This is a genomic window from Nocardia sp. NBC_01377 (genome assembly GCF_045040005.1).
GTDB lineage: Bacteria > Actinomycetota > Actinomycetes > Mycobacteriales > Mycobacteriaceae > Nocardia > Nocardia noduli.
Map to the genome: position 1 here is coordinate 1471552 of NZ_CP109566.1, position 23200 is coordinate 1494751.

At 68.3% G+C, this 23200-nt stretch carries 2 protein-coding genes; both read left to right on the forward strand.

The features are described 5' to 3' along the window. Nucleotides 1-8: 8 nt before the first annotated feature. Nucleotides 9-12041: an SDR family NAD(P)-dependent oxidoreductase gene (locus OG225_RS06840; protein ID WP_405180891.1), complete on the forward strand. Its 12033-nt coding sequence runs from the start codon at nt 9-11 to the stop codon at nt 12039-12041. A 49-nt stretch (nt 12042-12090) separates the two neighbouring features. Then, entirely contained in the window at nt 12091-23166 is an 11076-nt protein-coding gene (locus OG225_RS06845; RefSeq protein ID WP_405180892.1) for a type I polyketide synthase, read from the forward strand. Nucleotides 23167-23200 lie beyond the last annotated feature (34 nt).

Genomic DNA, 23200 nt, shown 5'->3' on the forward strand with positions numbered 1-23200 from the left:
TTCGAGAAATGACGAACAAAAAAGAAGCGCTGGAAAGCAAGACCGCCGAATACCTACGCAAGGTGACCTCCGATCTCCTCAAGACGAGAAACCGTCTCAGACGATTGGAGGATCGATACCAGGAGCCGATCGCCATCGTGGGAATCGGCTGCCGATTCCCCGGAGGAGTCGCCTCGGCTCAGGACCTGTGGCGCGTGGTCGTCGAGGGAACCGACGCGGTTTCACCGTTCCCGACAGATCGTGGCTGGCCCGAAGACCTCTACGACCCCGATCCGGACGCGACCGGCAAAAGCTACGCCTTCGAGGGCGGATTTCTGCACGAAGCGGCGCAGTTCGACGCGGGATTCTTCGGAATCTCGCCACGAGAGGCCGCCGTCATGGATCCCCAACAGCGACTTCTGTTGGAAGTGGCCTGGGAGACACTCGAGAACGCCGGCATCGACCCGGCGGTATTGAAGGGCACCGACACCGGCGTGTACGTCGGCCAGATGTATCACGACTATGTCCTGAACATGGGCGCCAATGAGTCCCAGATCAAGACGGAAGGCACGGTACTCACCGGCAACGCCGGCAGTGTCACCTCGGGACGGGTGGCCTACAACCTCGGGCTTCTGGGCCCGGCGGTGACCGTGGACACGGCGTGCTCCTCGACGTTGGTGGCGATGCACCTCGCGGTGCAGGCGCTGCGCTCGGGGGAGTGCTCGATGGCGTTGGCCGGCGGAGCGACGGTGATGTCGACACCGGCCACGTTCGTGGAGTTCTCCCGCCAGCGCGGGCTCGCTCGTGACGGTCGCTGCAAATCGTTCTCCGCCGCCGCGGACGGCACCGGCTGGTCGGAAGGCGTAGGCCTGCTGCTGGTGCAGCGGTTGTCGGATGCTCGTCGTGAGGGTCGTCGGGTGTTGGCGGTGATCCGGGGTTCGGCGGTGAATCAGGACGGGGCCTCCAACGGGTTGTCCGCGCCCAACGGTCCCTCGCAGCAGCGGGTGATCACGCAGGCGTTGGCCAACGCGAGAGTTTCCGCGGACCAGGTCGACGTGGTGGAGGCGCACGGGACCGGCACGAAGCTGGGTGATCCGATCGAGGCCGGTGCGTTGTTGGCGACCTACGGTCAGACCCGGCCCACCGACGCCGAGGGCGTGGTGACACCGTTGTGGTTGGGGTCGGTCAAATCCAACATCGGTCACACGCAGGCCGCGGCGGGTGCGGCCGGGATGATCAAGATGGTGATGGCGCTGCAGCACGGTGTGCTACCGCGGACTCTGCATGTCGACGCGCCGTCGCCGCACATCGATTGGGATGCCGGGGCGGTACGCCTGCTCACCGAGTCGACCGAATGGCCGGTCAACGGTCACCCGCGGACCGCGGCGGTGTCCTCGTTCGGTATCTCCGGGACCAACGCCCACCTGATCCTGCAGCAGGCCCCGGCGGCCGATCCCGTCGACAGCGCTGGTGACGGGGGAACCACCACACCGCTCGAGCGATCCGATGTCGAGGACCCGGTGTCGTCGTGGGTGTTCACGGTCTCGGGCAAGTCCGAGCAGGCGTTGGTCGATCAGGCCGCGCGGTTGCGGGAACACGTGCATACCCACCCTGAGTCGGGTTTGACGGATCTGGCGTATTCGCTGGCCACCACGCGAACCCATCACCCCTATCGTGCCGCGATCACCGTGGATCCCGACACCGATACCGCGCGGGAACGGTTGCTGGCGGTACTGGGCGCGCTCGAATCCGATCGTCCGGATCCGCAACTGGTCCACGGTGTGGTGGGTCCCGCGGGCCGGGGCGCGACGGTGTTCGTGTTCCCGGGCCAAGGCGCCCAACACCTCGGCATGGGCATGGGCCTCTACCAGAGTTACCCGGCGTTCCGCACCGCCCTCGACGACTGCGACGCGGCGCTGGCCCCGTTCACCGGCTGGTCGCTGCTCGCGGTGCTGCGCGGCGAACCGGACGCACCGTCGCTCGATCGTGTCGATGTCGTCCAACCCGCCCTGTTCGCGATCATGGTGTCGCTGGCCGCGTTGTGGGACTCGATCGGCATCACCCCCGACGCGGTGATCGGACACTCCCAAGGCGAGATCGCCGCGGCCCACGTCGCCGGCGCCCTGTCGCTTCGCGACGCTGCCAAAGTCGTGGCCCTGCGCAGTCGTGCCCTGATCGAACTGGCCGGAACCGGCACCATGGCCTCGGTCCTGCTCGCGGCAGAACTCCTCCGAGAACTGCTGGATCGATGGAACGGCGCGATCTCGATCGCCGCGGTCAACGGTCCGGCCAACACCACCGTCGCCGGCGACAACACCGCCATCGCCGAACTGCTCGCCCACTGCGCCGAACACGACATCCAGGCACGCCTGATCCCGGTCGACTACCCCGCCCATTCCGCGCGTATCGACCAACTCCGCGACCGGCTCCTCACCGATCTCGTCGACATCACCCCTCAAGCCCCGACCATCGCTTTCCGCTCCACCGTCGACGGCGAACCCAACCACTCGCCCCACACCCTCGACGCCGAGTACTGGTGTCGGAACCTGCGGGAGACGGTGCGTTTCCACGACGCGGTGACGACGTTGCTCGAGCGCGGACAGCACACGTTCGTGGAACTGTCGGCGCATCCGATCCTGACCGCGTCGATCGCGGAGAGCATCGAAGACCACCACGCCGGTACCGCGCGGGCCGACTCGACCGGTGCCGGTGTGGGGATGGGTTCGGTGGCGATCGCGACGTTGCGCAAGAACCATCCCGACACGGTCGCGTTCACCACCGCGCTCGCCCGCGTGCACGTCCACGGCCACAGCCCGGACTGGACCCGGGTCTTCTCGCCACGAACATCGGCGATCGCGTTGCCCACCTACGCCTTCCAACACCAACGGTACTGGCTCAACGCCGCCCCGATCACCGACGTGACCAGCGCGGGACTCGACCCGGCCACCCACCCGCTGCTCGGCGCGGTCACCGACCTGGGCGAGGACCAGGGATGGGTGTTCACCGGACAGCTCTCGCTGCGCGCTCACCCGTGGCTGGTGGACCACTCGCTGTTCGGGACCGCGGTGGTGCCCGGTGCCGGACTGGTCGATCTAGCCCTGCATGCCGGTCACTACACCGGTTACCCCCGCCTGGCCGAACTGGCCTTGCAGGCCCCGTTGTCGATTCCCGAACACACCAACCTGCAACTGCGGATCACCGTCACCGACACCGGCGACGCGCTCGACGAGCGTCGTATCGTCATCCGTACCCGACCCGACACCGACGGCGGCGGCGGGGAACGACCCGAGTGGACACTGCACGCCACCGGACGGCTCACACCCGACACCGGTGTGGTGGTCGAGCCGTGGGCAGCGACCTGGCCGCCGGCCGGGATCGAACAGGTCGACCAAGCCCGCTTCTACCAGAACCTGTCCGACCTCGGATACGACTACGGGCCGATGTTCCAGGGCCTGCGCACCCTGTGGCGCAGCCTCAACGACAGCACCGTCTACGCCGAGGTCGAACTGCCCGCGGGCACCGACACCACCGGATACAGCATCCACCCGGCGCTGCTCGACGCCGCCCTGCACCTGCTGGGCACCGACGCCGACGTCGCCAACGGCGATGTGTTGGTGGTGCCGTTCGCGTTCGCCGGGGTCAGCCTGCACGCCACCGACGCCACCGCGTTGCGGGTACGGATGACACGTACCGGACCCGAGACCGTCGCCCTGCACACCAGCGACTCCACCGGCGCGCCCGTGGCCACCGTCGAGTCTCTGACCGTGCGGCGCCTGTCGCCCGAAGCCCTGCATCAGGGCGCGACCCGACAGCAACGACCCACCCTGCTGCACATGTCCTGGTCACCGGCCCCTACACCCGACACCACCGGGGTGTTCGAGGCCGGTCGGTGGGCGGTGTTGAGTGCAGGCCCGGTCGAGGGCGCGTTGGGTGCGCTCGCGGTGCATCGTGATCTGGACGCCCTGCTCGAGGTGGGTCCGCTTCCCGAGGTCGTGGTCTGGCCGGTTCCCACCCACGACGGTGTCGATGTTCCGGCGCGGATCCGCGCGGTCACCGGTGAGGCCCTGTCGCTGCTGCAGGCGTGGACGGCTCGCCCCGAGCTGGCCGGGGTCCGTCTGCTCATGCGCAGCCGCGGCGCGGTCACCGTCGGCCCCCACGACCGCGCGCCCGACCTCGCGCAGGCCGCGGTGTGGGGTTTGACCCGTAGCACCCAAACCGAACACCCCAACCATCCCATCACCCTTCTCGACCTCGACACACCCGACACCGATATCCCGGTGGTGCTGGCCGGCGTCCTGGCCACCAGCCCCCACGAAACTCAACTCGCCCTGCGGGGCGACACCATCCACATCCCCCGACTCGTGCCCGCCGCGGTCTCGGGATCGCAGGACTCGTTCGTCTTCGACGGTGAGGGCACGGTGTTGATCACCGGTGGTACCGGGACGCTGGGTGGGTTGTTGGCCGAGCATCTGGTCACCGCGCACGGTGTGCGGCATCTGTGGTTGGTGTCTCGTCGGGGGTCGGCGGCGCCGGGTGCCGCCGAGCTCGCTGGGCGGTTGAGCGAGCTGGGTGCCGAGGTCACGATCAGTGCCTGCGACATCGGTGATCGTGACGCGGTGGCGGCGTTGTTGGCGTCGATCCCGAGTCGTCATCGGTTGACCGCGGTTGTGCACACCGCGGGTGTGTTGGCCGACGCGCCGCTCGCGGATCTGACCGCCGAGCGGTTGGATCGGGTGCTGGCGGCCAAGACCGACGCGGCCTGGCATCTGCACGAGCTCACCGCGGATCTGGATCTGGCGGCGTTCGTTCTCTACTCGTCGGTGGCGGGTGTGTTGGGTGGGGCCGGTCAGGGCAACTACGCCGCGGCCAACACCGCTCTCGACGCCCTGGCCGAGTACCGGCGTGGTCTGGGTCTTCCCGCGACGAGTCTGGTGTGGGGTTACTGGGCCACCGCGTCGGGTATGACCGGTCATCTGTCCGGCGCCGATACCGCGCGTATCGCGCGTAGTGGTTTGAGTCCGGTGACCGACCAGGCGGGTCTGGCGATGTTCGACGCCGCCCTGGACAGCGGTGTGGCGGTGTTGGCGGCCACGCCGGTCAACACGCGGGCGCTGACCCAACAGGCACACGAGGGCACGTTGGCGCCGGTGTTGTCGGCGTTGGTCACGGCTCGTCCGCGGGCGTCGGCGGGTCGTTCGGTCGACCCGAGCGCGGTGTTGATCTCACAGTTGGCGGCGTTGACCTCCGAGCAGCGCCATCGTCACCTGACCGATCTGGTGCGTGATACCACGGCCACACTGCTGGGACATCCGACACCGGACACGGTCGGTCCCGATCAACCGTTCAAGGACCTCGGTATCGATTCGTTGACCGCGCTCGAGCTGCGCAACACGTTGTCGCGGGGGACGGGGCTGTCGCTGACGGCGACCCTGATCTTCGACCATCCCACACCCCACACCCTCGCCAAACACCTCGCCGAACGACTGACACCGACCACGACCACGACCACGTTCACGCCCGCAGCCGCCGTCGGCGTCGGTACCGACGAGCCGGTGGCGGTGGTGGGGATGGCGTGCCGGTTCCCCGGTGGTGTGGCCGGTCCGCAGGATCTGTGGGATCTGGTCGTGTCGGGTTCGGACGCGGTGGGTGAGTTCCCGACCGATCGAGGCTGGGATCTGGAGGGTTTGTTCGATCCGGATCCGGACGCGGTGGGCAAGTCCTACGCCCGGCACGGCGGGTTCCTGCGGGAGGCGGCCGGGTTCGACGCGGCGTTCTTCGGGATCTCTCCTCGTGAGGCCTTGTCGATGGATCCTCAGCAGCGGTTGCTGTTGGAGGTGTGCTGGGAGGCGCTGGAAGCCGCCGGGATCGATCCGGCCGGGGTGGCCGGTAGCGATACCGGTGTGTTCACCGGTATCTGGAGTCAGGAATACGGTTCGGCCGGTTCGGAGTCCGCGGAGGGTTACTCGCTGACCGGGACCGCGACCAGTGTCGCGTCCGGTCGTATCGCCTACACCCTGGGACTGCAGGGTCCGGCGATCACCGTCGATACCGCGTGTTCGTCGTCGTTGGTGGCCGCGCATCTGGCGTGTCAGTCGCTGCGCAGCGGTGAGTCGTCGCTGGCGCTGGCCGGTGGCGTCACGGTGATGGCCACACCGCGGGCGTTCAGCGAGTTCTCCCGCCAGCGGGGACTGGCCCGCGACGGGCGGTGCAAGTCCTTCGCGGCCGCGGCGGACGGCACCGGCTGGGGTGAGGGTTCGGCGGTGTTGGTTCTGCAGCGGTTGTCGGATGCTCGTCGTGAGGGTCGTCGGGTGTTGGCGGTGATCCGGGGTTCGGCGGTGAATCAGGACGGGGCCTCCAACGGGTTGTCCGCGCCCAACGGTCCCTCGCAGCAGCGGGTGATCACGCAGGCGTTGGCCAACGCGAGAGTTTCCGCGGACCAGGTCGACGTGGTGGAGGCGCACGGGACCGGCACGAAGCTGGGTGATCCGATCGAGGCCGGTGCGTTGTTGGCGACCTACGGTCAGACCCGGCCCACCGACGCCGAGGGCGTGGTGACACCGTTGTGGTTGGGGTCGGTCAAATCCAACATCGGTCACACGCAGGCCGCGGCGGGTGCGGCCGGGATGATCAAGATGGTGATGGCGCTGCAGCACGGTGTGCTACCGCGGACTCTGCATGTCGACGCGCCGTCGCCGCACATCGATTGGGATGCCGGGGCGGTACGCCTGCTCACCGAGTCGACCGAATGGCCGGTCAACGGTCACCCGCGGACCGCGGCGGTGTCCTCGTTCGGTATCTCCGGGACCAACGCCCACCTGATCCTGCAGCAGGCCCCGGCGGCCGATCCCGTCGACAGCGCTGGTGACGGGGGAACCACCACACCGCTCGAGCGATCCGATGTCGAGGACCCGGTGTCGTCGTGGGTGTTCACGGTCTCGGGCAAGTCCGAGCAGGCGTTGGTCGATCAGGCCGCGCGGTTGCGGGAACACGTGCATACCCACCCTGAGTCGGGTTTGACGGATCTGGCGTATTCGCTGGCCACCACGCGAACCCATCACCCCTATCGTGCCGCGATCACCGTGGATCCCGACACCGATACCGCGCGGGAACGGTTGCTGGCGGTACTGGGCGCGCTCGAATCCGATCGTCCGGATCCGCAACTGGTCCACGGTGTGGTGGGTCCCGCGGGCCGGGGCGCGACGGTGTTCGTGTTCCCGGGCCAAGGCGCCCAACACCTCGGCATGGGCATGGGCCTCTACCAGAGTTACCCGGCGTTCCGCACCGCCCTCGACGACTGCGACGCGGCGCTGGCCCCGTTCACCGGCTGGTCGCTGCTCGCGGTGCTGCGCGGCGAACCGGACGCACCGTCGCTCGATCGTGTCGATGTCGTCCAACCCGCCCTGTTCGCGATCATGGTGTCGCTGGCCGCGTTGTGGGACTCGATCGGCATCACCCCCGACGCGGTGATCGGACACTCCCAAGGCGAGATCGCCGCGGCCCACGTCGCCGGCGCCCTGTCGCTTCGCGACGCTGCCAAAGTCGTGGCCCTGCGCAGTCGTGCCCTGATCGAACTGGCCGGAACCGGCACCATGGCCTCGGTCCTGCTCGCGGCAGAACTCCTCCGAGAACTGCTGGATCGATGGAACGGCGCGATCTCGATCGCCGCGGTCAACGGTCCGGCCAACACCACCGTCGCCGGCGACAACACCGCCATCGCCGAACTGCTCGCCCACTGCGCCGAACACGACATCCAGGCACGCCTGATCCCGGTCGACTACCCCGCCCATTCCGCGCGTATCGACCAACTCCGCGACCGGCTCCTCACCGATCTCGTCGACATCACCCCTCAAGCCCCGACCATCGCTTTCCGCTCCACCGTCGACGGCGAACCCAACCACTCGCCCCACACCCTCGACGCCGAGTACTGGTGTCGGAACCTGCGGGAGACGGTGCGTTTCCACGACGCGGTGACGACGTTGCTCGAGCGCGGACAGCACACGTTCGTGGAACTGTCGGCGCATCCGATCCTGACCGCGTCGATCGCGGAGAGCATCGAAGACCACCACGCCGGTACCGCGCGGGCCGACTCGACCGGTGCCGGTGTGGGGATGGGTTCGGTGGCGATCGCGACGTTGCGCAAGAACCATCCCGACACGGTCGCGTTCACCACCGCGCTCGCCCGCGTGCACGTCCACGGCCACAGCCCGGACTGGACCCGGGTCTTCTCGCCACGAACATCGGCGATCGCGTTGCCCACCTACGCCTTCCAACACCAACGGTACTGGCTCAACGCCGCCCCGATCACCGACGTGACCAGCGCGGGACTCGACCCGGCCACCCACCCGCTGCTCGGCGCGGTCACCGACCTGGGCGAGGACCAGGGATGGGTGTTCACCGGACAGCTCTCGCTGCGCGCTCACCCGTGGCTGGTGGACCACTCGCTGTTCGGGACCGCGGTGGTGCCCGGTGCCGGACTGGTCGATCTAGCCCTGCATGCCGGTCACTACACCGGTTACCCCCGCCTGGCCGAACTGGCCTTGCAGGCCCCGTTGTCGATTCCCGAACACACCAACCTGCAACTGCGGATCACCGTCACCGACACCGGCGACGCGCTCGACGAGCGTCGTATCGTCATCCGTACCCGACCCGACACCGACGGCGGCGGCGGGGAACGACCCGAGTGGACACTGCACGCCACCGGACGGCTCACACCCGACACCGGTGTGGTGGTCGAGCCGTGGGCAGCGACCTGGCCGCCGGCCGGGATCGAACAGGTCGACCAAGCCCGCTTCTACCAGAACCTGTCCGACCTCGGATACGACTACGGGCCGATGTTCCAGGGCCTGCGCACCCTGTGGCGCAGCCTCAACGACAGCACCGTCTACGCCGAGGTCGAACTGCCCGCGGGCACCGACACCACCGGATACAGCATCCACCCGGCGCTGCTCGACGCCGCCCTGCACCTGCTGGGCACCGACGCCGACGTCGCCAACGGCGATGTGTTGGTGGTGCCGTTCGCGTTCGCCGGGGTCAGCCTGCACGCCACCGACGCCACCGCGTTGCGGGTACGGATGACACGTACCGGACCCGAGACCGTCGCCCTGCACACCAGCGACTCCACCGGCGCGCCCGTGGCCACCGTCGAGTCTCTGACCGTGCGGCGCCTGTCGCCCGAAGCCCTGCATCAGGGCGCGACCCGACAGCAACGACCCACCCTGCTGCACATGTCCTGGTCACCGGCCCCTACACCCGACACCACCGGGGTGTTCGAGGCCGGTCGGTGGGCGGTGTTGAGTGCAGGCCCGGTCGAGGGCGCGTTGGGTGCGCTCGCGGTGCATCGTGATCTGGACGCCCTGCTCGAGGTGGGTCCGCTTCCCGAGGTCGTGGTCTGGCCGGTTCCCACCCACGACGGTGTCGATGTTCCGGCGCGGATCCGCGCGGTCACCGGTGAGGCCCTGTCGCTGCTGCAGGCGTGGACGGCTCGCCCCGAGCTGGCCGGGGTCCGTCTGCTCATGCGCAGCCGCGGCGCGGTCACCGTCGGCCCCCACGACCGCGCGCCCGACCTCGCGCAGGCCGCGGTGTGGGGTTTGACCCGTAGCACCCAAACCGAACACCCCAACCATCCCATCACCCTTCTCGACCTCGACACACCCGACACCGATATCCCGGTGGTGCTGGCCGGCGTCCTGGCCACCAGCCCCCACGAAACTCAACTCGCCCTGCGGGGCGACACCATCCACATCCCCCGACTCACCCACACTCACGCTCTCGTCCCCCCGGAGACCGACTCCTGGCGACTGGACACGACCGGCAAAGGTCACCTTGCGCATCTGGCGCTGCTGCCCGTCGCGACAACCCCTCTAGCGGAAGGCCAGATCCGGATCCAGGTGCGCGCCGCGGGCCTGAACTTCCGAGACGTGGTTATCGCCCTGGGACTGATCGACGACGAGGGATTGGGCGCCGAAGCGGCCGGCGTGATCACCGAAATCGGCCCCGGCGTCGATGACCTGGCGGTCGGCGACGAGGTGATGGGCATCTTCGCCGACGCGTTCGCCCCGACCGCGGTCACCGACCACCGAATGGTCATCCCGATCCCACCGGGGTGGTCGTTCGCGCAGGCGGCGTCCGTACCGGCGGTGTTCCTCACCGCCTACCCGGCTCTGGTCGACATCGCGGGGCTGACCCGCGGCCAACGCGTGCTGATCCACGCCGGTGCCGGCGGCGTGGGCATCGCGGCGATCCAACTCGCCCACCACCTGGGCGCCGAGGTATTCGCCACCGCCTCACGCCACAAGTGGGGTGTGCTGCGGGCGCTGGGAATTCCGGACGACCACATCGCTTCCTCTCGCACCCTGGACTTCGCCGATACCTTCCTGGAGGTCACCGACGGCGCGGGCATGGACGTGATCCTGGATTGCCTGGCCGGCGAATTCGTCGACGCCTCCTTGCGGCTGCTCCCGAACGGCGGCCAGTTCGTCGAGATCGGCAAGACCGACATCCGCGACCCCGACCACATCGCCACCGTCCACCCGAACGTGACCTACCGCACCTACGACCTGGCCGTCGCCACACCCGACGACATCCAGCGGACGTTCGCACACCTCGAGGCCCTCTTCGCGGCGGCCACCCTGACACCCCTGCCCATCACCGGCTACGACCTGCGCCAAGCCCAACACGCCTTCCGCGACATGAGCGCCGCACGGCACACCGGCAAGATCGTCCTCACCACCCCCCACCCCTTCGACGGTGAGGGCACGGTGTTGATCACCGGTGGTACCGGGACGCTGGGTGGGTTGTTGGCCGAGCATCTGGTCACCGCGCACGGTGTGCGGCATCTGTGGTTGGTGTCTCGTCGGGGGTCGGCGGCGCCGGGTGCCGCCGAGCTCGCTGGGCGGTTGAGCGAGCTGGGTGCCGAGGTCACGATCAGTGCCTGCGACATCGGTGATGGTGACGCGGTGGCGGCGTTGTTGGCGTCGATCCCGAGTCGTCATCGGTTGACCGCGGTTGTGCACACCGCGGGTGTGTTGGCCGACGCGCCGCTCGCGGATCTGACCGCCGAGCGGTTGGATCGGGTGCTGGCGGCCAAGACCGACGCGGCCTGGCATCTGCACGAGCTCACCGCGGATCTGGATCTGGCGGCGTTCGTTCTCTACTCGTCGGTGGCGGGTGTGTTGGGTGGGGCCGGTCAGGGCAACTACGCCGCGGCCAACACCGCTCTCGACGCCCTGGCCGAGTACCGGCGTGGTCTGGGTCTTCCCGCGACGAGTCTGGTGTGGGGTTACTGGGCCACCGCGTCGGGTATGACCGGTCATCTGTCCGGCGCCGATACCGCGCGTATCGCGCGTAGTGGTTTGAGTCCGGTGACCGACCAGGCGGGTCTGGCGATGTTCGACGCCGCCCTGGACAGCGGTGTGGCGGTGTTGGCGGCCACGCCGGTCAACACGCGGGCGCTGACCCAACAGGCACACGAGGGCACGTTGGCGCCGGTGTTGTCGGCGTTGGTCACGGCTCGTCCGCGGGCGTCGGCGGGTCGTTCGGTCGACCCGAGCGCGGTGTTGATCTCACAGTTGGCGGCGTTGACCTCCGAGCAGCGCCATCGTCACCTGACCGATCTGGTGCGTGATACCACGGCCACACTGCTGGGACATCCGACACCGGACACGGTCGGTCCCGATCAACCGTTCAAGGACCTCGGTATCGATTCGTTGACCGCGCTCGAGCTGCGCAACACGTTGTCGCGGGGGACGGGGCTGTCGCTGACGGCGACCCTGATCTTCGACCATCCCACACCCCACACCCTCGCCAAACACCTCGCCGAGCGACTGACACCGGATGAGAGCTCGGCTGCCGCGCCGGTGTATGTGGACCTCGCGAGAGTCGACGCCCTGTTGAACGCCGCGAGCGGGGCCGCCAAGGCTGAGCACCTCGAGCGGCTTCAGGAAATTCTGTCGAAACACAAAGGGCCAGAAGACGACTCGAACGGTGAATCCGTCACGGCAAGGCTCCGATCGTCGACATACGACGACCTTTTCGAATTTCTCGACAACGAACTCGGCATCTGACCGAGTCGTCGACGCCGATACCAAACTCTCAGTCCCGAAAGAAGCTGGAATGTCGAACGAAGAGAAACTCAGAGACTACCTGGCACGCGCATCCGGTGAACTTCACAGCGTTCGTCGTCGATTGCGGGAGGTGGAAGCCAGCCGACACGAGCCGGTGGCGGTGGTGGGGATGGCGTGCCGGTTCCCCGGTGGTGTGGCCGGTCCGCAGGATCTGTGGGATCTGGTCGTGTCGGGTTCGGACGCGGTGGGTGAGTTCCCGACCGATCGAGGCTGGGATCTGGAGGGTTTGTTCGATCCGGATCCGGACGCGGTGGGCAAGTCCTACGCCCGGCACGGCGGGTTCCTGCGGGAGGCGGCCGGGTTCGACGCGGCGTTCTTCGGGATCTCTCCTCGTGAGGCCTTGTCGATGGATCCTCAGCAGCGGTTGCTGTTGGAGGTGTGCTGGGAGGCGCTGGAAGCCGCCGGGATCGATCCGGCCGGGGTGGCCGGTAGCGATACCGGTGTGTTCACCGGTATCTGGAGTCAGGAATACGGTTCGGCCGGTTCGGAGTCCGCGGAGGGTTACTCGCTGACCGGGACCGCGACCAGTGTCGCGTCCGGTCGTATCGCCTACACCCTGGGACTGCAGGGTCCGGCGATCACCGTCGATACCGCGTGTTCGTCGTCGTTGGTGGCCGCGCATCTGGCGTGTCAGTCGCTGCGCAGCGGTGAGTCGTCGCTGGCGCTGGCCGGTGGCGTCACGGTGATGGCCACACCGCGGGCGTTCAGCGAGTTCTCCCGCCAGCGGGGACTGGCCCGCGACGGGCGGTGCAAGTCCTTCGCGGCCGCGGCGGACGGCACCGGCTGGGGTGAGGGTTCGGCGGTGTTGGTTCTGCAGCGGTTGTCGGATGCTCGTCGTGAGGGTCGTCGGGTGTTGGCGGTGATCCGGGGTTCGGCGGTGAATCAGGACGGGGCCTCCAACGGGTTGTCCGCGCCCAACGGTCCCTCGCAGCAGCGGGTGATCACGCAGGCGTTGGCCAACGCGAGAGTTTCCGCGGACCAGGTCGACGTGGTGGAGGCGCACGGGACCGGCACGAAGCTGGGTGATCCGATCGAGGCCGGTGCGTTGTTGGCGACCTACGGTCAGACCCGGCCCACCGACGCCGAGGGCGTGGTGACACCGTTGTGGTTGGGGTCGGTCAAATCCAACATCGGTCACACGCAGGCCGCGGCGGGTGCGGCCGGGATGATCAAGATGGTGATGGCGCTGCAGCACGGTGTGCTACCGCGGACTCTGCATGTCGACGCGCCGTCGCCGCACATCGATTGGGATGCCGGGGCGGTACGCCTGCTCACCGAGTCGACCGAATGGCCGGTCAACGGTCACCCGCGGACCGCGGCGGTGTCCTCGTTCGGTATCTCCGGGACCAACGCCCACCTGATCCTGCAGCAGGCCCCGGCGGCCGATCCCGTCGACAGCGCTGGTGACGGGGGAACCACCACACCGCTCGAGCGATCCGATGTCGAGGACCCGGTGTCGTCGTGGGTGTTCACGGTCTCGGGCAAGTCCGAGCAGGCGTTGGTCGATCAGGCCGCGCGGTTGCGGGAACACGTGCATACCCACCCTGAGTCGGGTTTGACGGATCTGGCGTATTCGCTGGCCACCACGCGAACCCATCACCCCTATCGTGCCGCGATCACCGTGGATCCCGACACCGATACCGCGCGGGAACGGTTGCTGGCGGTACTGGGCGCGCTCGAATCCGATCGTCCGGATCCGCAACTGGTCCACGGTGTGGTGGGTCCCGCGGGCCGGGGCGCGACGGTGTTCGTGTTCCCGGGCCAAGGCGCCCAACACCTCGGCATGGGCATGGGCCTCTACCAGAGTTACCCGGCGTTCCGCACCGCCCTCGACCAGGTGTGCGCGGCGCTGGATCCACACCTGGACGTCGCGTTGTCGCAGGTCATGTTCGCCGAAGCGGGCACCGCGACCGCGCAGTTGCTGGATCAGACCGTCTACACCCAGCCGGCGTTGTTCGCGTTCGGTGTCGCCTTGTACCGGCTCTACACCTCGCTCGGGATCGTTCCGGACTACCTGCTGGGCCATTCCATCGGTGAACTCACCGCGGCCCACGTCGCCGGAGTGTTCTCCCTGACCGACGCGGCGATCCTGGTCACCGCCCGCGCGCGCCTGATGCAGTCCTGCCCCGTCGGGGGAGTGATGCTCGCCGTTCAAGCCGACGAGCCGCAGGTACGTTCCCTGCTTGAGAACCACGGGCGGGTCGCGATCGCCGTGGTCAACAGCCCTACCTCGGTCGTGGTGTCGGGAGACCCTCACGACATCGACATGCTCGGCGAGCAACTCACCGCGCAGGGCCACAAGACCAAACCGCTACGGGTCAGCAACGCCTTCCATTCCCCCTACATGGATTCGGCGTTGTCTCCGTTCCATGACATCGCCGCCGCGGTGACCTACCGACCGGCCACCGTGGGGATCGTCTCCACCGTCACCGGAGCGATCGCCACCGACGAGGACCTCGGCTCACCCGAGTACTGGTGTCGGAACCTGCGGGAGACGGTGCGTTTCCACGACGCGGTGACGACGTTGCTCGAGCGCGGACAGCACACGTTCGTGGAACTGTCGGCGCATCCGATCCTGACCGCGTCGATCGCGGAGAGCATCGAAGACCACCACGCCGGTACCGCGCGGGCCGACTCGACCGGTGCCGGTGTGGGGATGGGTTCGGTGGCGATCGCGACGTTGCGCAAGAACCATCCCGACACGGTCGCGTTCACCACCGCGCTCGCCCGCGTGCACGTCCACGGCCACAGCCCGGACTGGACCCGGGTCTTCTCGCCACGAACATCGGCGATCGCGTTGCCCACCTACGCCTTCCAACACCAACGGTACTGGCTCAACGCCGCCCCGATCACCGACGTGACCAGCGCGGGACTCGACCCGGCCACCCACCCGCTGCTCGGCGCGGTCACCGAAGTCGCGGATCAGGACCTGACCGTGTTGTCCGGTCGCCTGTCGACCTCGACGCACTCCTGGTTGGAGGGCTACGCCCTATGGGGAACGGTGGTGCTGCCCGGTACCGCGCTCTTGGACCTAGCGCTGTACGCGGGCGACCGTATGGGACACCCTCGTCTGGACGAGCTCGTCGTGCACGCACCACTCGTCCTGTCCGACCACGCTGTGGTCGATTTGCAGATCGCCGTGCACACCACCGACGCGGACCGGTGCCCCGTCACCATTCATTCCCGTCCGCACGGCGCGGGCGATCTCCTCGCCGAACCGGCCGCCGCGACGGCATGGACGTTGCACGCCACCGCCACCTTGTCCATGGCACCATCCACGCCTGACACCCCGGACGACCTCGCGATCTGGCCGCCGCTCGACGCAGTGGCGATCGACCCGCCGGTGATGGAGGACTTCTACGAGCGGTTGACCGACGATGGCTACGACTACCACGGTCTGTTTCGAGGTGTCCGCGGTGTCTGGCGTGACGATGTCACCGACACCGTCTACGCCGACATCGAGTTGCCGGAGGTGAGTGATCCTGTCGGCTACGGAATCCATCCCGCGCTGCTCGACGCCGCCTTGCATCCCCTGCTCGATAACCATGACCTCTCCGACGCGATCCGGCTGCCTCACGCGTTCGCCGGTGTCACCCTGCACGCGGACAACGCGACCCGGCTGCGGGTGCGGATGACCCGTACCAGCACCGACACCGTCGCTCTCTACGCCGACGACTTCGCCGGCGAGCCGATTCTGACCATCGAGTCCTTGACGCTCAGGCCCGTCGCCGAGGCCGTCCTGTCCTCCCTCGTCAGCCGTCGTCGCTCGGATCTGTGGGCGCTGACTTGGGCATTGTTGCGGACAGACCCGCGCGCCGGGGTGTTCGAGGCCGGTCGGTGGGCGGTGTTGAGTGCAGGCCCGGTCGAGGGCGCGTTGGGTGCGCTCGCGGTGCATCGTGATCTGGACGCCCTGCTCGAGGTGGGTCCGCTTCCCGAGGTCGTGGTCTGGCCGGTTCCCACCCACGACGGTGTCGATGTTCCGGCGCGGATCCGCGCGGTCACCGGTGAGGCCCTGTCGCTGCTGCAGGCGTGGACGGCTCGCCCCGAGCTGGCCGGGGTCCGTCTGCTCATGCGCAGCCGCGGCGCGGTCACCGTCGGCCCCCACGACCGCGCGCCCGACCTCGCGCAGGCCGCGGTGTGGGGTTTGACCCGTAGCACCCAAACCGAACACCCCAACCATCCCATCACCCTTCTCGACCTCGACACACCCGACACCGATATCCCGGTGGTGCTGGCCGGCGTCCTGGCCACCAGCCCCCACGAAACTCAACTCGCCCTGCGGGGCGACACCATCCACATCCCCCGACTCGTGCCCGCCGCGGTCTCGGGATCGCAGGACTCGTTCGTCTTCGACGGTGAGGGCACGGTGTTGATCACCGGTGGTACCGGGACGCTGGGTGGGTTGTTGGCCGAGCATCTGGTCACCGCGCACGGTGTGCGGCATCTGTGGTTGGTGTCTCGTCGGGGGTCGGCGGCGCCGGGTGCCGCCGAGCTCGCTGGGCGGTTGAGCGAGCTGGGTGCCGAGGTCACGATCAGTGCCTGCGACATCGGTGATCGTGACGCGGTGGCGGCGTTGTTGGCGTCGATCCCGAGTCGTCATCGGTTGACCGCGGTTGTGCACACCGCGGGTGTGTTGGCCGACGCGCCGCTCGCGGATCTGACCGCCGAGCGGTTGGATCGGGTGCTGGCGGCCAAGACCGACGCGGCCTGGCATCTGCACGAGCTCACCGCGGATCTGGATCTGGCGGCGTTCGTTCTCTACTCGTCGGTGGCGGGTGTGTTGGGTGGGGCCGGTCAGGGCAACTACGCCGCGGCCAACACCGCTCTCGACGCCCTGGCCGAGTACCGGCGTGGTCTGGGTCTTCCCGCGACGAGTCTGGTGTGGGGTTACTGGGCCACCGCGTCGGGTATGACCGGTCATCTGTCCGGCGCCGATACCGCGCGTATCGCGCGTAGTGGTTTGAGTCCGGTGACCGACCAGGCGGGTCTGGCGATGTTCGACGCCGCCCTGGACAGCGGTGTGGCGGTGTTGGCGGCCACGCCGGTCAACACGCGGGCGCTGACCCAACAGGCACACGAGGGCACGTTGGCGCCGGTGTTGTCGGCGTTGGTCACGGCTCGTCCGCGGGCGTCGGCGGGTCGTTCGGTCGACCCGAGCGCGGTGTTGATCTCACAGTTGGCGGCGTTGACCTCCGAGCAGCGCCATCGTCACCTGACCGATCTGGTGCGTGATACCACGGCCACACTGCTGGGACATCCGACACCGGACACGGTCGGTCCCGATCAACCGTTCAAGGACCTCGGTATCGATTCGTTGACCGCGCTCGAGCTGCGCAACACGTTGTCGCGGGGGACGGGGCTGTCGCTGACGGCGACCCTGATCTTCGACCATCCCACACCCCACACCCTCGCCAAACACCTCGCCGAACGACTGACACCGACCACGACCACGACCACGTTCACGCCCGCAGCCGCCGTCGGCGTCGGTACCGACGAGCCGGTGGCGGTGGTGGGGATGGCGTGCCGGTTCCCCGGTGGTGTGGCCGGTCCGCAGGATCTGTGGGATCTGGTCGTGTCGGGTTCGGACGCGGTGGGTGAGTTCCCGACCGATCGAGGCTGGGATCTGGAGGGTTTGTTCGATCCGGATCCGGACGCGGTGGGCAAGTCCTACGCCCGGCACGGCGGGTTCCTGCGGGAGGCGGCCGGGTTCGACGCGGCGTTCTTCGGGATCTCTCCTCGTGAGGCCTTGTCGATGGATCCTCAGCAGCGGTTGCTGTTGGAGGTGTGCTGGGAGGCGCTGGAAGCCGCCGGGATCGATCCGGCCGGGGTGGCCGGTAGCGATACCGGTGTGTTCACCGGTATCTGGAGTCAGGAATACGGTTCGGCCGGTTCGGAGTCCGCGGAGGGTTACTCGCTGACCGGGACCGCGACCAGTGTCGCGTCCGGTCGTATCGCCTACACCCTGGGACTGCAGGGTCCGGCGATCACCGTCGATACCGCGTGTTCGTCGTCGTTGGTGGCCGCGCATCTGGCGTGTCAGTCGCTGCGCAGCGGTGAGTCGTCGCTGGCGCTGGCCGGTGGCGTCACGGTGATGGCCACACCGCGGGCGTTCAGCGAGTTCTCCCGCCAGCGGGGACTGGCCCGCGACGGGCGGTGCAAGTCCTTCGCGGCCGCGGCGGACGGCACCGGCTGGGGTGAGGGTTCGGCGGTGTTGGTTCTGCAGCGGTTGTCGGATGCTCGTCGTGAGGGTCGTCGGGTGTTGGCGGTGATCCGGGGTTCGGCGGTGAATCAGGACGGGGCCTCCAACGGGTTGTCCGCGCCCAACGGTCCCTCGCAGCAGCGGGTGATCACGCAGGCGTTGGCCAACGCGAGAGTTTCCGCGGACCAGGTCGACGTGGTGGAGGCGCACGGGACCGGCACGAAGCTGGGTGATCCGATCGAGGCCGGTGCGTTGTTGGCGACCTACGGTCAGACCCGGCCCACCGACGCCGAGGGCGTGGTGACACCGTTGTGGTTGGGGTCGGTCAAATCCAACATCGGTCACACGCAGGCCGCGGCGGGTGCGGCCGGGATGATCAAGATGGTGATGGCGCTGCAGCACGGTGTGCTACCGCGGACTCTGCATGTCGACGCGCCGTCGCCGCACATCGATTGGGATGCCGGGGCGGTACGCCTGCTCACCGAGTCGACCGAATGGCCGGTCAACGGTCACCCGCGGACCGCGGCGGTGTCCTCGTTCGGTATCTCCGGGACCAACGCCCACCTGATCCTGCAGCAGGCCCCGGCGGCCGATCCCGTCGACAGCGCTGGTGACGGGGGAACCACCACACCGCTCGAGCGATCCGATGTCGAGGACCCGGTGTCGTCGTGGGTGTTCACGGTCTCGGGCAAGTCCGAGCAGGCGTTGGTCGATCAGGCCGCGCGGTTGCGGGAACACGTGCATACCCACCCTGAGTCGGGTTTGACGGATCTGGCGTATTCGCTGGCCACCACGCGAACCCATCACCCCTATCGTGCCGCGATCACCGTGGATCCCGACACCGATACCGCGCGGGAACGGTTGCTGGCGGTACTGGGCGCGCTCGAATCCGATCGTCCGGATCCGCAACTGGTCCACGGTGTGGTGGGTCCCGCGGGCCGGGGCGCGACGGTGTTCGTGTTCCCGGGCCAAGGCGCCCAACACCTCGGCATGGGCATGGGCCTCTACCAGAGTTACCCGGCGTTCCGCACCGCCCTCGACCAGGTGTGCGCGGCGCTGGATCCACACCTGGACGTCGCGTTGTCGCAGGTCATGTTCGCCGAAGCGGGCACCGCGACCGCGCAGTTGCTGGATCAGACCGTCTACACCCAGCCGGCGTTGTTCGCGTTCGGTGTCGCCTTGTACCGGCTCTACACCTCGCTCGGGATCGTTCCGGACTACCTGCTGGGCCATTCCATCGGTGAACTCACCGCGGCCCACGTCGCCGGAGTGTTCTCCCTGACCGACGCGGCGATCCTGGTCACCGCCCGCGCGCGCCTGATGCAGTCCTGCCCCGTCGGGGGAGTGATGCTCGCCGTTCAAGCCGACGAGCCGCAGGTACGTTCCCTGCTTGAGAACCACGGGCGGGTCGCGATCGCCGTGGTCAACAGCCCTACCTCGGTCGTGGTGTCGGGAGACCCTCACGACATCGACATGCTCGGCGAGCAACTCACCGCGCAGGGCCACAAGACCAAACCGCTACGGGTCAGCAACGCCTTCCATTCCCCCTACATGGATTCGGCGTTGTCTCCGTTCCATGACATCGCCGCCGCGGTGACCTACCGACCGGCCACCGTGGGGATCGTCTCCACCGTCACCGGAGCGATCGCCACCGACGAGGACCTCGGCTCACCCGAGTACTGGTGTCGGAACCTGCGGGAGACGGTGCGTTTCCACGACGCGGTGACGACGTTGCTCGAGCGCGGACAGCACACGTTCGTGGAACTGTCGGCGCATCCGATCCTGACCGCGTCGATCGCGGAGAGCATCGAAGACCACCACGCCGGTACCGCGCGGGCCGACTCGACCGGTGCCGGTGTGGGGATGGGTTCGGTGGCGATCGCGACGTTGCGCAAGAACCATCCCGACACGGTCGCGTTCACCACCGCGCTCGCCCGCGTGCACGTCCACGGCCACAGCCCGGACTGGACCCGGGTCTTCTCGCCACGAACATCGGCGATCGCGTTGCCCACCTACGCCTTCCAACACCAACGGTACTGGCTCAACGCCGCCCCGATCACCGACGTGACCAGCGCGGGACTCGACCCGGCCACCCACCCGCTGCTCGGCGCGGTCACCGACCTGGGCGAGGACCAGGGATGGGTGTTCACCGGACAGCTCTCGCTGCGCGCTCACCCGTGGCTGGTGGACCACTCGCTGTTCGGGACCGCGGTGGTGCCCGGTGCCGGACTGGTCGATCTAGCCCTGCATGCCGGTCACTACACCGGTTACCCCCGCCTGGCCGAACTGGCCTTGCAGGCCCCGTTGTCGATTCCCGAACACACCAACCTGCAACTGCGGATCACCGTCACCGACACCGGCGACGCGCTCGACGAGCGTCGTATCGTCATCCGTACCCGACCCGACACCGACGGCGGCGGCGGGGAACGACCCGAGTGGACACTGCACGCCACCGGACGGCTCACACCCGACACCGGTGTGGTGGTCGAGCCGTGGGCAGCGACCTGGCCGCCGGCCGGGATCGAACAGGTCGACCAAGCCCGCTTCTACCAGAACCTGTCCGACCTCGGATACGACTACGGGCCGATGTTCCAGGGCCTGCGCACCCTGTGGCGCAGCCTCAACGACAGCACCGTCTACGCCGAGGTCGAACTGCCCGCGGGCACCGACACCACCGGATACAGCATCCACCCGGCGCTGCTCGACGCCGCCCTGCACCTGCTGGGCACCGACGCCGACGTCGCCAACGGCGATGTGTTGGTGGTGCCGTTCGCGTTCGCCGGGGTCAGCCTGCACGCCACCGACGCCACCGCGTTGCGGGTACGGATGACACGTACCGGACCCGAGACCGTCGCCCTGCACACCAGCGACTCCACCGGCGCGCCCGTGGCCACCGTCGAGTCTCTGACCGTGCGGCGCCTGTCGCCCGAAGCCCTGCATCAGGGCGCGACCCGACAGCAACGACCCACCCTGCTGCACATGTCCTGGTCACCGGCCCCTACACCCGACACCACCGGGGTGTTCGAGGCCGGTCGGTGGGCGGTGTTGAGTGCAGGCCCGGTCGAGGGCGCGTTGGGTGCGCTCGCGGTGCATCGTGATCTGGACGCCCTGCTCGAGGTGGGTCCGCTTCCCGAGGTCGTGGTCTGGCCGGTTCCCACCCACGACGGTGTCGATGTTCCGGCGCGGATCCGCGCGGTCACCGGTGAGGCCCTGTCGCTGCTGCAGGCGTGGACGGCTCGCCCCGAGCTGGCCGGGGTCCGTCTGCTCATGCGCAGCCGCGGCGCGGTCACCGTCGGCCCCCACGACCGCGCGCCCGACCTCGCGCAGGCCGCGGTGTGGGGTTTGACCCGTAGCACCCAAACCGAACACCCCAACCATCCCATCACCCTTCTCGACCTCGACACACCCGACACCGATATCCCGGTGGTGCTGGCCGGCGTCCTGGCCACCAGCCCCCACGAAACTCAACTCGCCCTGCGGGGCGACACCATCCACATCCCCCGACTCGTGCCCGCCGCGGTCTCGGGATCGCAGGACTCGTTCGTCTTCGACGGTGAGGGCACGGTGTTGATCACCGGTGGTACCGGGACGCTGGGTGGGTTGTTGGCCGAGCATCTGGTCACCGCGCACGGTGTGCGGCATCTGTGGTTGGTGTCTCGTCGGGGGTCGGCGGCGCCGGGTGCCGCCGAGCTCGCTGGGCGGTTGAGCGAGCTGGGTGCCGAGGTCACGATCAGTGCCTGCGACATCGGTGATCGTGACGCGGTGGCGGCGTTGTTGGCGTCGATCCCGAGTCGTCATCGGTTGACCGCGGTTGTGCACACCGCGGGTGTGTTGGCCGACGCGCCGCTCGCGGATCTGACCGCCGAGCGGTTGGATCGGGTGCTGGCGGCCAAGACCGACGCGGCCTGGCATCTGCACGAGCTCACCGCGGATCTGGATCTGGCGGCGTTCGTTCTCTACTCGTCGGTGGCGGGTGTGTTGGGTGGGGCCGGTCAGGGCAACTACGCCGCGGCCAACACCGCTCTCGACGCCCTGGCCGAGTACCGGCGTGGTCTGGGTCTTCCCGCGACGAGTCTGGTGTGGGGTTACTGGGCCACCGCGTCGGGTATGACCGGTCATCTGTCCGGCGCCGATACCGCGCGTATCGCGCGTAGTGGTTTGAGTCCGGTGACCGACCAGGCGGGTCTGGCGATGTTCGACGCCGCCCTGGACAGCGGTGTGGCGGTGTTGGCGGCCACGCCGGTCAACACGCGGGCGCTGACCCAACAGGCACACGAGGGCACGTTGGCGCCGGTGTTGTCGGCGTTGGTCACGGCTCGTCCGCGGGCGTCGGCGGGTCGTTCGGTCGACCCGAGCGCGGTGTTGATCTCACAGTTGGCGGCGTTGACCTCCGAGCAGCGCCATCGTCACCTGACCGATCTGGTGCGTGATACCACGGCCACACTGCTGGGACATCCGACACCGGACACGGTCGGTCCCGATCAACCGTTCAAGGACCTCGGTATCGATTCGTTGACCGCGCTCGAGCTGCGCAACACGTTGTCGCGGGGGACGGGGCTGTCGCTGACGGCGACCCTGATCTTCGACCATCCCACACCCCACACCCTCGCCAAACACCTCGCCGCTGAGTACGAGAAAGCGGAGGGAGGGGGCCGAAACGACGATACGGAATTGCACGTTCTGATCAATTCAATTCCGATCAGCAAGATTCGTGACGCGGGCCTATTGGAGACCCTTCTCGAATTGGCCGGAGTGAGGGCATCGTCCTCCGCCGGCGCGCCGGAGAAGTCCGAAAGCGAAGACACCATCGCGCGCATCCAGGAAATGGACAACGAAGCCCTCATCCGTATGGCTTTCGGGGAATAGACGAACGCTCCCAGGAGCGGTGTGCCGGAACGCA

What these genes read in the sequence shown, in the direction of transcription:
- OG225_RS06840 (WP_405180891.1), top strand. Translation starts at nt 9, where the DNA reads ATGACGAACAAAAAAGAAGCGCTGGAAAGCAAGACCGCCGAATACCTA.
- OG225_RS06845 (WP_405180892.1), top strand. Translation starts at nt 12,091, where the DNA reads ATGTCGAACGAAGAGAAACTCAGAGACTACCTGGCACGCGCATCCGGT.